Genomic DNA, 12,807 nt, shown 5'->3' with positions numbered 1-12,807 from the left:
GCCGGATGCTGGCCGCCGCCGCCCCGGTCGCACTCGCCCTCGCGGCGGGAGAGTGCCTCTCGGGGCTGCTCCCGTCCCTGACCGCGCTCGCCACCACCTCCCCGCAAACCCGTCCTCGCCTGTTCGCCGTCGAGGTCGTCCTGGTCGCGCTGGTCTTCATCCCCTGGATCGTGGCGCTACTCCTCACGGCCACGGGTCGCTGGCGCCGGGCCCGCCCGGTGGCCGTGCTCGCGGCCCTGATCGACCTCGGCGTGGCACTGGTGGTCCTCGGCGCGTACGACCGCGCCCCGGGCGCACTGCTCCGGGCCTGCGCGCTGGCCGCCCTGGTGCTGCTCGCCCCACCCGACCTGGTCGACACCGGCCGGCGGGGGCGCTGGGAGGCGGGCGCGGTCGCCCTCGCCACCGGGGTGCCGCTAGCGGTGCTGATGGATTCCCGGGTGACCCTGCTCGGATGGAGCTGGTACGAGGTGCCCGCGATGGTCGGCTTCTCGGCGCTGCTGGTGGTCTCGTTGCTGCTGCTGGTGCACCTCTCGGCCCGGCGGCCCGACCGGCTCCGCGGTGCCGGCATCGCGCTCGGGCCGGCGCCCTGGCTGCTGGAGTACATGGGAATTGGCGCGACACACTGGGTGGTGGCGTACTTCGTGGTCCTGATCGGCGGCGCGGTCGCCGCCGGCGGGGTGGTGCACCTGGTCCGCCGGATGCTGGGCACCGAACCGGCCGAACCGGCCTGAGCCCGGCAGGCCCCGATCACCGCCGACCCCGAGCCCCGGCGGCCGCCCGCTGACGACCGGGGCCCCGCCACCGCCACCCGAACACGGCAACGCCGTGGTTCACCGCGCCGGTCCACCGCCGCCACCGGCCGCGCCGCGCACCCGGCGCAGCGGCGCACGATGGAGGCGGTCCATCGCGCGGAGGTGCGGCAGGTGCGGGCGAGGCCCGGGTCCTTCGTCGCGGGGGCCGTCCACCGGCATCACCGGCCGGACGGCCACCCGCCGCAGTTGGGCGTGTTCGTGGTGCTGCTCGTCGCCTCGCCGCCGCACGGCTTCGCATCCGCCACCGGATCCGGCCACGGCGGACCGGGACCGCGGGACATCCGGGAAGGCCGGACCCGACACCTGCGGATGGGGTACTCGCACGACGGAGAAGCTGCGCGGGACGGTCGGGGGCAGCCGCTCTCAGGCGCCCGCGGCCCGTAGGAGCGGGGACCAATCCCCAGCGCACGTCGCGCCGAACACTCCTTGAGGGACGTCCTGGGCACGACCGCCCGGGACCCGTCTTCTCGCACTGACGCGCTCGGCGAGGTTGCCGCCCGGTGCGTTGGTGGCCGGCCCCGCGTGGCACGCCGTGCGTCGGCCGGACCCGAGAGGATCGGTGATGCGCAATGCTCCGCAACGGTTTGGAACCCTGGCACCTGCTTCTGCTGATCGCCGTCGTCGTGCTGCTCTTCGGCTCGAGGAGGCTTCCCGACATCGCGCGGAGCCTGGGAAGGTCCTTGCGCATCCTCAAGGCGGAGACCTCCGTGCTACGCGAGGAGCGGGGAGCGGCCACCGACGACGAGCAGGCCGCACCCGCGAACACGGGGGCCGCCGACGGCGGCGATGGGACATCGGGGCCGCGAGGTCCCGAAGCCGGGTAGAGGCGCCCGCCGGGGCAGCTCCAGGGCCGCGGCCAGGCCGACTTCCCCGTCGGCGCCGGCTGTCCCCGGTCGAGGGCAACATGTGGCTCTGAGTGGAGGCTGCGGGCGCGGCCGAGTACCGTCGGTTGCTGTTCCCGGTTCGGTCCCGTTCGCCGGCGTCATGGGCGGCGCACCCTGAGTTGGCGTCACTCCCGAGGCCGCAGACGGCCCATTGCCGCCGGTCAGCCTGCCGCCCTCGGTCACCTCTCGGCTGACCTGGCCGATCGGCGCCGGACGAACTGCGAGCCAGCCCCACGGGACCGTCGACGGCGGAGGACGGTTTCGGAGGCTGCCGCCCGCCGTGCCGGTCACGCCTCCTCGGTGGTCTTCGCCGCCCATCCGGGGCCCTGGTGCAGGGCCCGGGTCGGCTTCGGGCTGTCCGACTCGGTCAGGTTCGGCCGTGGGCCGCGCCGGTCCCGGATGGGCTACTTCGGTAAGCGCCGCGCGGGCGCCCGTGGTGACTTTATGAGGGGCTTACCACCATCGCGCGGACAGCAGACGGCTCGCCCTCGAACTCTTCCGAGGCCGCACGCCGGCCCCGGACCAGCGCGAGCCGCACGCCCGCTCGAGTGGGGAGCCGCCGGGAGTGCCGTGCGACCGGACGCAGCGGGCACTCCTGTCCGCGCGGCCGTCGCCGGCCTGCTGCGGACCGCCGATCCGGGCCACCCTCCAGAAAGACGGACCATGCAGCCTCCTCGTTCGCCCCGCCTTCCCGCGCTCGCCCGCCGCGCCGAGCGGCCGCTGGCCGGGATGGGTGTCCTCGCCCTCGCCGCCGCCGGCGCCCTGGCCGGTCTCACCCCCGGCGTGAGCTCCGCCTCCAGCCACCGCGAGGCGCCGCTGATCGCGGGCGACCCGCGCGCGGACAACACCGACGTGTACGCCTTCGTCAGCCCGGACAAGCCGGACACCGTCACGCTGATCGCGAACTGGATTCCCTTCGAGGAACCGAACGGCGGACCGAACTTCTACGCGTTCGCGGAGGACGCGCGCTACAACATCAAGATCGACGCCGACGGTGACGGCCGTGCCGACACCACCTACACCTGGACGTTCAGCAACCACTACCGCGACGACGCCAACCAGTTCCTCTACAACACCGGCGTCGTGAACAACCTCGACGACCCGACGCTGAACTTCCGCCAGACCTACACCCTCACCGAGACCCACGCCGACGGGTCCTCGAAGACACTGCTCCAGGACGCTGTCGCGGCCCCCTCGAACACGGGCCAGGCCTCGATGCCGAACTACGCGGCCCTGCGCCAGCAGGCCACCCGCGAGTTGCCCGGCGGCGGCCAGACCCTCGCCGGGCAGGCCGACGACCCGTTCTTCCTCGACCTGCGGGTCTTCGACCTGCTCTACGGCGGCAACCTCAAGGAGTCCGGGCACGACACCCTGAGCGGCTACAACGTCAACACCATCGCCATCCAGGTCCCCAAGAAGGACCTCGCGCTCAAGGGCGACCCGACGCGCAACCCGGTGATCGGCGTCTGGTCCACCACCGATCGCAAGGGCGCCGCCGTCGTCGCCGACAAGGGCGGTGAGGGCAAGGGCGGTGAGGGCGCGACCGCCGACAAGGGCGGCGAGGGCTTCCGGCAGGTCTCCCGGCTCGGCAACCCCCTGATCAACGAGGTCGTCGTCCCGATCAAGTACAAGGACGCCTTCAACGCGCTCAGCCCCGAGAAGGACGCCACCGTCACCCCCGTGGTCGACAAGGTGAAGGACCCGATCGTGCCGAAGCTCATCCAGAGCGTCTACGGCATCCCGGCGCCCGCCACCCCGCGCAACGACCTGGTGGAGATCTTCCTCACCGGCATCTGCAAGGCCTGCGGCCCCATCCAGGCCGACCTCAACTCCCAGCAGCTGAACGCCGACGTGAGCAAGGACAAGTTCCTGCCCGGCGAAGAACTGCGCCTCAACATGTCGGTGCCGCCGTCGGCGTCGCCCAACCGCCTCGGTGTCCTCGGCCAGGACCTGGCCGGCTTCCCCAACGGCCGGCGCCTGGCCGACGATGTCGTGGACATCGAGCTGCAGGCCCTGGAGGGCGCGGCCCTGACCGGCGCGATCGTACCGGCCCTGGCCGCCGGTGACGGCGTGAACGCCAACGACCACGCCTTCGGCAAGACCTTCCCGTACGTCGCGCTGCCGAACACCGCCGCCGTCAACCAGGCCGTCTCCGACAACCCCGCGGGCGGCGTCGCCGCGGGCCTCGGCGGCCTGTCCCTGGGCAGCTTCCCGGTCGTCGGCGCCACCGCGCTCGGCGGCGGCGTCCTGCTCACCGGCGCGGCCGTCCTCGTACTGCGCCGCCGGCACGGCGCCCAGCAGTGATCCGTCTCCTTCGCCCCGGTCGCCGGCCCCTCCCTCCGGGGGGCCGGCGACCGCGGCACGCGCAGCGGGCCGGCCGCGTGACGGCAGCGACCGTCGCGCTGGTGGTCGGTCTGGCTCTCGCCGGGGCGGGGACACTGAGCCTGGCGACCTCGCGCGGGCGCACGGGTCCCGCCGCTGTCCAGGACATCGGGGACATACCAGGGGACATACCAGGAGAGCGGTCCGAGGCGGCCGGCCCCCGTGCGCCGGTGGGACCGGCGGCGCCGCCGGTACGGATACGGATACCCCGGATCAGGGTCGACAGCGGCCTGACCGACCTGCAGGTCCAGGGCGACGGACACCTCGGCACGCCGGACGACCCCCAGGTCGCCGGCTGGTGGAGCCAGGGACCCGCCCCCGGGAGCCCGGGCACCGCGGTGATCGTCGGTCACGTCGACTCACTCACCGGCCCCGCCGTCTTCGCCGGACTGTCGGTCCTGCGCCCCGGCGACGCCATCACCGTCGACGCCGCCGACGGCACCACCAGCAGCTTCACCGTCCAGGCCCTGCGCAGCTACGACAAGGACGACTTCCCCGACGACCTGATCTTCGGCAACACCCCCGACCCGGGACTGCACCTGATCACCTGCGGCGGCACCTACGACCGTGCCAGCCAGGAGTACCTCTCCAACCTGGTGGTCTTCGCCATCCCGGCCGGCCGCACGACCGGCACCACACCCGCCTGAACACGACCACCGCCTGGAGTCCGCGTGAACCGACGCCGCCGTCTGCTGCCCGCCGCCGTCGCCACCGCGCTCGGCGTCGGCCTGTTCCTCGCCGGCGGCCTCGGCCTCGCCCCCCACGGCGGCAGCAACCAGGCCACCACCGGGAGTACGGACGACGACCGGGCCGCAACCGGCCGCGGCCTGGACGCGGACATCCTCGGCCTGCAGGCACACCTCAAGGCGGTCCCCGGCGACGCGCTCGCGATGGCCTCCCTCGGCCTGGCCTACGTCCAGCAGGCCAAGATCACCGCCGACCCGTCCTACTACCCGAAGGCGGAAGCCGTCCTCACCCGGTCGCTGGAAGCCGATCCGGCGGAGAACTTCACCGCCATGGCCGGCCTTGCCGCCCTCGACGCCGCCCGGCACGACTTCACCGCGGCCCTCGACTGGTCCCAGCGGGCCATCGCCGTCAACCCCGACAGCTCCACCCTGTACGGGACCCTCGCCGATGCCTACACCCAACTCGGCCGCTACCCCGAGTCGTTCGACGCGGTCCAGCGCATGGTCGACCTCAAACCGGGCACCCCGTCACTGGCCCGCGCCTCCTACACCTGGGAGCTGCGCGGCGACCCGGCAGCGGCAACCGCCAATATGAAGCGCGCCCTCGACGACGCCAACACCCCCGCCGACCAGGCCTTCGCCCGCTACCACCTCAGCCAGCTCGCCCTCGACAACGGCGACCCCACGAGCGCACTCACCCATGCACAGGCGGGCCTGCGCACCGCCCCCGGCACCGCATCCCTCCTGGAAGCCAGGGCAAAGGCCGAAGCCGCACTCGGCGACAGCCCGGCCGCCGTCGCCGACCTCGAGCACGCCGTCGGCCAGGTCCCCCAACCCGAGTACGTCCTCGAACTCGGCGAGCTGCTCCAGTCCTTGGGCCGCACCGCCGAAGCCGAACAGCAGTACCAGGTGTTCCGCGCCGAACAGAAGCTGTTCACCGACAACGGAGTGGCCCTCGACACCGACGCGGCGCTGTTCGAGGCCGACCACGGCGACCCGAAGGCAGCCCTCGCCATCGCCGAACAGGGCCTGAGGACAAGGCCGTTCCTGGAGATGCACGACGCCTACGCCTGGGCACTGCACGTCAACGGCCGCGACCGGGAGGCGCTGGCGGAGGCCGACGAGGCGCTGGCCCTCGGAATGCGTAACGCCCTCTTCCACTACCACCGCGCCATGATCCTCCGGAGCCTCGGGCGGTCGGCCGACGCATACAGCGAGCTGGAGAACGCGCTGGCGATCAACCCCGCCTTCCACCCGCTCCACACCCCGGCCGCCCGCGCCGCACTGGCCGCGCTCAAGGGCACGGTCGACACCGGCGAAGCGGGCTGAGGGCAGCGGGGCGGGCTACTGCTTCGGCGGCGAGATGTGGCTCGCGTCGCCCCCGAGCGTGGCGTACAGCTCGGTCCAGCGGCGGTCGGTGTCGGTCGGCGGCTTGCCGTCGCAGAACGCCTTGGTGCCGTTGGCGGTGTAGAAACGCATCATCTCCAGGACCGCCCGCGGATCCGCTTCCTCGCCGCCGGTGTACCTGGCGCCCGGCTCCTGCGCCTGGTGCTGGATGCAGGTCGGGGACGGCGTGCCGGGCTGGGCGTCGAAGCTGCCGTCCTGATCGGCCCCACATGCCGCCAGCAGCGGGGCGGCCAGCAGGGCCAGGCAGAACAGAACGAGGGATCGGCGTGCGGTGCTCACGGTCATGACGGGTCGGCCTCCGGCAGGGGACGGGTGTTCACAGAGTGGCGGGGAGGCTGCGGACGACCAGCCCGAGCCCCACGGTCAGGATGAGCAGCGCCGTCAGCAGGGCGCTGTACGGTGCGATTCGCCGCAGTCGGCCGAGGACCGGGCCGTCCGCCGCGCCCGCGAGACGGTCGCCGAGGCGGACCAGGAGCAGGCCGACCGCGGTCAGGGTGCCTGCCATGCCCAGGCCGTACGCGACCACCAGGGCCGCCCCGAAGAGCGTGCGGCCAAGAGCGACAGCGCCCAGCAGGACCACCAGGGCCGACGGGCTGGGGACCAGGCCGCCGGCGATCCCGAGACCGATGAGTCCGCGGCGACCCGGGACGGCCGGGTCATGGTGATGATGGTGGCCACCTCCGAACAGGCCGTGCCGGTGCCCGTGGCTGTGGTCGTGCCGATGGCTGTGACCGCCCGGGTGTGCATCGTCACCGTGGTCGTGGTCGTGGTCGTGGTCGTGGTCGTGGTCGTGGTCGTGCGGGTGCGGGTGGTCGTGGTGGCCGGTAGGCGCGGCTGACGCGTGCGCGAGTTGCCTCACCGGCTCGCTGTGGGCTTCCGATCCGAGGTGCGGGCTGCTGCCGGGCCGCCCGGTGCCGCGGGAGCGCCGGAGCGCGTCGCGCAGCAGGCCGGTGCCGACGACGGCGACCAGGGCGCCGCTGAGGACGCCAAGCCAGCCGAGGAGCAGATCGCCGGCCAGGGAGGAGAACGCGGTCAGGCACAGGCCGATGACCAGGACGCCGGCGGTGTGGGTCACCGTGACGGTCGCCCCCACGGTGACCGCGTCGCGGGTACTGCCGCGGCGCCCCGCCAGGTAGGCCGCCATCACGGTCTTGCCGTGCCCGGGGAGCAGCGCGTGCCCGGCGCCCAGCACGATCGAGAGCAGCACGGCCAGCAGGCCGAGCGGGACGGTGAGGCGCTGGGTCGCGCCGAGTTCGGTGAGGCGGGCGTCGAGGTCGGCGAGCCAGGCCGTGGGCCCGGAGCCGTCGGCCCTGACGGCCGTACCCGGGGCCGGGCCCGGGCCGCCGCCGGGGCGCGCGCGGAATTGGGCGTGGGTGACTCCGCTGGGGCTGTCGAGCAGGTCCCGCGGGTAGTCCCGCAGCTCTTTGGAGGCAGACTGCGCCGGGACATCCGTGTGGTCGAGGGTGGTGCCCTCCCCGCGGGCGGTGATCTCGTTCCACCCCACCCGGCTCGTGTCGATTCCACTGGCGACGCGCAGGGTGGTACCGGCGGCGGGGACGTCCAGTGCGGTCCGCAGCCGGCATTCCAGCCTGCTGGTGCGCAGGCCCGCCGCCCCGTCCTCGTAGCGGAATTCCGCAGAGGCCGTGCCCCAGGACAGGGGTGTCGCGGCCTGATCCGTGGTCACCTGGAGGTGCCGGGCTGTCTGCGTGCACTGCTCCGAGGCCCAGGTGGTGCGCTCGGCGTCGTCGACGGTGCCGTCGCCGTTGCGGTCGACCGTCGGCTGTTCCTGGAGGGTGGGGATCTCGGCGGCGTCGGTGACGGCGAGGACCTCGAGGGTGTCGGGGTGGACGGTGAAGCCGAGGTAGTGGTTGAGGGAGAAGTTTCCCAACGGGTGGGCGTCGGCGACAGGCGTGGCAAGGCCGAGCAGGAGCAGTGCGCCTGACACCGCCGTGCCTGCGCGGACGAGGGGTTGTGGGACCGCCACGCTGGGCCTCCGGGGACGGGGCCGGCTGCCGCGGCGGCGACGCCCGGCCCGGCGGGAAGTGGATGAGGGCTGGTCGGCCCGACGCACACCATCCGGGGTTGGGGGTGACCGCGGATTGGCACCACTCCGGATCGAGTGATGGCATCACTCGCCCGGCCCATCCGCTTCGGACGGGCGTTCGCCGCGCCCGAACGGCCGATCGCCCACTCAGGGCCCGGCCGGGGCGCGGGTGGCGTACCCCTGCACGCCCCCGGCGCGCCCCGTGACACGGACTCTCAGTTGCGGTGATAGTGCAACTACGAGATAGAGGCGCCGTGTGCGGCGTCCCGGCCGTTGATGCAGGAAGGACGCCCATGGCCTCCTCATCCGTCACCCCCGTCCAGGATCCCGCGAGACCCGGCCGTGCGGCCGCCGTGGCGTCGATCACCCGTCAGGAGTGGCAGCGCCTGGCAGGGATGGGCGGCTTCATCGTCGCCCTGCACGTCATCGGCTGGGTCACCCTCGTCGCCGTCGTCGCGCCCGAGCACCACACCATCGGCACCAAGAGTTTCGGCATCGGGATCGGTGTCACCGCCTACACCCTCGGCATGCGGCACGCCTTCGACGCCGACCACATCGCCGCGATCGACAACACCACCCGCAAGCTCATGGAACAGCGCGAGCGGCCGCTGTCCGTTGGCTTCTGGTTCTCCCTCGGGCACTCCTCCGTCGTGTTCGTCCTCGCCGTCCTGCTCTCCTTCGGCGTGAAGGCCCTCGCCGGCCCGCTCCAGGACGACAGCTCGCACCTCCACCAGGTGACCGGCCTGATCGGCACCTCCGTCTCGGGCTCGTTCCTCTACCTGATCGCGATCGTCAACCTCGTCATCCTGGCCGGGATCTCGAAGGTGTTCCGGCGGATGCGGGCCGGGCACCTCGACGAGGCCGCGCTGGAGGAGCAGCTCGACAGGCGCGGCCTGATGAACCGGATGCTGGGCCGGGTGACGAGGTCGGTCAGCAAGCCGTGGCAGATGTACCCGCTGGGGATGCTCTTCGGCCTCGGGTTCGACACCGCGACCGAGATCGCCCTGCTGGCGCTCGCCGGCTCCGGCGCCGCCTCCGGGCTTCCGTGGTACGCGATCCTGTGCCTGCCGGTGCTGTTCGCCGCCGGGATGTGCCTGTTGGACACGGTCGACGGCTCGTTCATGAACTTCGCCTACGGCTGGGCGTTCTCCAAGCCCGTCCGCAAGATCTACTACAACCTCACCATCACCGGCCTGTCGGTCGCCGTCGCCCTCATCATCGGCACCGTCGAGCTGCTCGGTCTGCTCGCCGACAAGCTCGGCCTGCACGGCACGTTCTGGGACTGGATCGCCGGCCTCGACCTCAACACGGTCGGGTTCGTGATCGTCGGCCTGTTCTTCACCACCTGGCTCGTCGCCCTGTTGATCTGGAAGTTCGCCCGGATCGAACAGAAGTGGAGCGGCTCCGGCCCGGTCGTCACACCGGCGGCCGCGGCGGGCGAGGGCTGAGAGCGCGTCGGCTCGGCTGCGAGAGGCGCGCGCGGACGTCCTTGGCCCGAGCGGGTGACATCGCTGGTCCATGGGGGTGAGGCGACCCAGCCGCGCCACCACCGCTCACGAACCGATGCCGGGATCCGGTTCACAGTGCCCAGTGCGGCTGCGCAGCCGGATTCCCGCCCCGTGCCGCTCGGCGCGGGGCGGACGACGCCCGTCACGGAAGCGAGAACCCCACCTACATGAACGTCACACGCCGACCTGCCCGCAGAGGCTCCACCGCCCGCACCGCGGCGATCCTCACCACCATGAGCCTGGCCCTGGCCAGCAGCGCGATCCTCGGTTCCGGGGCGGGTGTCAGCTCCGCCTCCAGCCACCGCGAGGCCCCGCTGATCGCCGCGGACCCGCAGGTCGACAACACCGACGTCTACGCCTTCACCAGCCCCGACAACCAGGACACCGTCACCCTGGTCGCCAACTGGCTCCCGTTCCAGGAGCCCAACGGCGGCCCGAACTTCTACCCCTGGGCCGACGGCGCGCACTACGACATCAACATCGACTCCCAGGGCACGGGCAAGCCTGACCTGACCTACCGCTGGACCTTCCACACCGAGGACCAGCGCGGCACCAACACCTTCCTGTACAACAACGGCGTCGTGAACAACCTCACCGACCCCACCCTGCTGTTCCGCCAGTACTACACCCTCCAGGAGCTGCGCCCGGGCTGCGAGCCGGTCACCCTGGTCGAGCACGGCACCGCCGCGCCGTCCGACACCGGCCGCGCGTCCATGCCCAACTACGGGCAGCTGCGCGACCAGGCCACCGTGCAACTCCCGGGCGGCGGGCAGACGGTGGCGACCCAGGCCGCCGACCCGTTCTTCCTCGACCTGCGGGTCTTCGACCTGCTCTACGGCGGCAACCTCTCCGAGGTCGGCCAGAACACCCTGGCCGGGTACAACGTCAACTCGCTCTCCATCCAGGTGCCCAAGAGCCGCCTGGCGTACAAGGGCGACCCGAACCGCAACCCGGTCATCGGGGTCTGGTCCAGCACCGAGAAGCAGACCCTCAAGCTCAGCCCCGGCAAGGCCGAGCCGGCCGGCAAGTTCGTCCAGGTGTCCCGCCTGGGCAACCCGCTGGTCAACGAGGTCGTCCTGCCGGCCGGGCTCAAGGACGCCTTCAACTCCCTGCCGCCGTCCGAGGACCACAACCAGCCCGCCGTGGTCAACAAGGTCCTGAACCCGGAGGTGCCGCAGCTCGTCCAGGCGATCTACGGCCTCCCGGCGCCGGCCACCCCGCGCACCGACCTCCAGGAGATCTTCCTCACCGGTATCGCCAAGGCCACCGGCGGCCCCTTCCAGGTCGACCTCAACTCCCAGCTGATGAACCAGGACATCAACCCGAAGAAGTTCGTCCCCGCCGAGGAACTGCGCCTCAACATGTCCACCCCGGTCACCGCCAACCCCGACCGGCTCGGCATCCTCAACGGCGACTTCCAGGGCTTCCCCAACGGCCGCCGCCTGACCGACGACGTCGTCGACATCGCCCTGCAGGTCATGGAGGGCGCCACCCCGGGCCACCTGATCGGCGCGCTCGCCGCCGGTGACCAGGTCAACGCCGCCGACAAGCCGTTCGGCCCCTGCTTCCCCTACATCGCGCTGCCGTACGACAAGGCCGTCAACCAGCCCAACTGACGACCAGTGCCCGTGGTGGCCGACAGCGCCGCTGTCGGCCACCACCGGCCACCTTCCCATGTGCACGATCGAAGGGCTCTCATGCGCCGCCTGCCGCTGCTGCTCACCACCATCGCCCTGTGCGGCGGCCTCGCGGCGCTCGGGGCACTGGACCGAAGCGCTCCCGAACGCCGTCCGCCCTCGACCGAAACCGCCCGGCAGGCCGGCCATCCGGCTGTCCCCGAGGGCTCGCTGGCCCGGGCCATCGCCGCGGACCAGCAGCGGCTGCGCCGGCTGCCCGGCGACGCGGCCGGCTGGGCACGCCTGGGCGCCGAGTACGTCGAACAGGCCCGGCTGACCGCGGACCCGTCGTACTATCCCAAGGCCGACGAAGCGCTGCACCGCTCGCTCACCCTGGCCCCGCAGGACAACGCCGACGCCCTCACCGGCCTCGGCGCCCTCGCCAACGCCCGCCACCTCTTCGACCAGGCACGCGACTTCGCCGACCGGGCCATCACCGCCTCCCCCGAGCACTGGCCCGCATACGCCGTCCTGGCCGACGCCCGCACCCAGCTCGGCGACGACGCGGGCGCCACCGAAGCCGTCCAGCAGCTCCTCGACCGCCGCCCCGGCACCGCCTCCTTCACCCGCGCCGCCTATGACCTGGAACAGCACGGCCGCACCGACGACGCGCGCTCCGCCCTCCGCAAGGCCCTCGACGGTGCCTACGACCCCGCCGACCGGGCCTTCTGCCAGTACCAACTCGCCGAACTCGACCGGAACTCCGGCCGCACCGCCGAGGCCCTCACCGGCTACCGGCAGGCGCTGGCGACCGATCCCGGCTACACCCCCGCCCTGGCCGGCCAGGCTCGCGCCGAAGCCGGCCTCGGCCGCACCGACGACGCCGTACGCGACTACACCGCCGCCATCGACGCCGTCCCCCTCCCCCAGTACCTGCTCGAACTCGGCGAACTCCACGACTCCCTCGGCCACCACGACCGGGCCGAGGAGCAGTACCGGCTGCTGGCCGCCGAACAGCGACTCGCCGCCGCCAACGGCGTCGTCGACGACCTCACCCTCGGCCAGTACCAGGCCGACCACGGCGACCCCGCCGAAGCCGTCCGCCTGCTCCGCGCCGAGTGGGACCGCCGCCAGAACGTCCTCGTCGCCGACGCCCTCGCCTGGGCCCTGCACCGCACCGGCGCCGACACCGAGGCCCTCACCCTCGCCCGAACGGCCCGGGCGCACGGCTGGCACAACGCCCTCTTCGGCTACCACCTCGGCGAGATCGAACACGCCCTCGGCCACACCCAGGACGCCCGCACCCACCTCACCGAGGCGCTCACCACTGACCCCGCCTTCAACCCGCTCCTGGCCCCGCAGGCCCGCGCCGCACTCACCGCCCTCGGATGACCCCCGCGCCGGGCTCACCTCGGTCGTCTAAGTGCAGCTGCTGCGCGGGGAAGTTCGTCGTGGACCAGCCGGCCCG

9 protein-coding genes and 1 pseudogene are annotated in these 12,807 nt (G+C 72.7%); 8 read left to right on the top strand and 2 right to left on the bottom strand.

The genetic code is table 11. The features are described from left to right. From AA75_RS49800 to AA75_RS26340, 5 genes and pseudogenes are all read left to right on the top strand, one after another. A pseudogene (locus AA75_RS49800) lies at positions 1–731 on the top strand (hypothetical protein); the annotation flags it as partial. A 650-nt stretch (positions 732–1,381) separates the two neighbouring features. Next, positions 1,382–1,636: a Sec-independent protein translocase subunit TatA gene (gene tatA / locus AA75_RS26355; protein ID WP_033822747.1), complete on the top strand. Its 255-nt coding sequence runs from the start codon at positions 1,382–1,384 to the stop codon at positions 1,634–1,636. Positions 1,637–2,425: 789 nt separating this feature from the next. Beyond that, a complete protein-coding gene (locus tag AA75_RS26350; protein WP_233289196.1) occupies positions 2,426–4,000 on the top strand; it encodes a DUF4331 domain-containing protein in 1,575 nt (524 codons plus the stop codon). Positions 4,001–4,077: 77 nt separating this feature from the next. Further along, entirely contained in the window at positions 4,078–4,725 is a 648-nt protein-coding gene (locus AA75_RS26345) for a class F sortase (RefSeq protein WP_082526843.1), read from the top strand. A gap of 24 nt (positions 4,726–4,749) precedes the next feature. Continuing rightward, positions 4,750–6,093 carry a lipopolysaccharide assembly protein LapB gene (locus AA75_RS26340; RefSeq protein ID WP_051813402.1) on the top strand — a complete coding sequence of 448 codons (1,344 nt, stop codon included), beginning with the start codon at positions 4,750–4,752 and terminating at the stop codon, positions 6,091–6,093. A 15-nt stretch (positions 6,094–6,108) separates the two neighbouring features. On the opposite strand, the gene AA75_RS26335 is transcribed toward AA75_RS26340, so the two are convergent. After that, positions 6,109–6,456 carry a hypothetical protein gene (locus tag AA75_RS26335; RefSeq protein WP_051813400.1) on the bottom strand — a complete coding sequence of 116 codons (348 nt, stop codon included), beginning with the start codon at positions 6,454–6,456 and terminating at the stop codon, positions 6,109–6,111. Between the two features lie 31 nt (positions 6,457–6,487). Beyond that, positions 6,488–8,116, bottom strand: a complete 1,629-nt coding sequence (locus AA75_RS49795; protein ID WP_158515571.1) for a high frequency lysogenization protein HflD — start codon at positions 8,114–8,116, stop codon at positions 6,488–6,490. 392 nt (positions 8,117–8,508) lie between these two features. Between AA75_RS49795 and AA75_RS26325 the strand changes: the two genes are divergently transcribed. From AA75_RS26325 to AA75_RS26315, 3 genes are all read left to right on the top strand, one after another. Beyond that, positions 8,509–9,663 carry a HoxN/HupN/NixA family nickel/cobalt transporter gene (locus AA75_RS26325; protein WP_199520419.1) on the top strand — a complete coding sequence of 385 codons (1,155 nt, stop codon included), beginning with the start codon at positions 8,509–8,511 and terminating at the stop codon, positions 9,661–9,663. Positions 9,664–9,890: 227 nt separating this feature from the next. Then, complete coding sequence (locus AA75_RS26320; protein WP_033822744.1) at positions 9,891–11,339, top strand: DUF4331 domain-containing protein; 1,449 nt, start codon at positions 9,891–9,893, stop codon at positions 11,337–11,339. Between the two features lie 81 nt (positions 11,340–11,420). Beyond that, on the top strand, positions 11,421–12,731 hold the full coding sequence (locus tag AA75_RS26315) for a lipopolysaccharide assembly protein LapB (RefSeq protein WP_033822743.1): 1,311 nt from the start codon (positions 11,421–11,423) through the stop codon (positions 12,729–12,731). The last annotated feature ends 76 nt before the right edge of the window (positions 12,732–12,807 follow it).

Source organism: Kitasatospora sp. MBT63, from assembly GCF_000710465.2.
Taxonomy (GTDB): domain Bacteria; phylum Actinomycetota; class Actinomycetes; order Streptomycetales; family Streptomycetaceae; genus Kitasatospora.
Note: the sequence above shows the minus strand (reverse complement) of the source record. Positions and strands in the feature narration are given on the sequence as shown.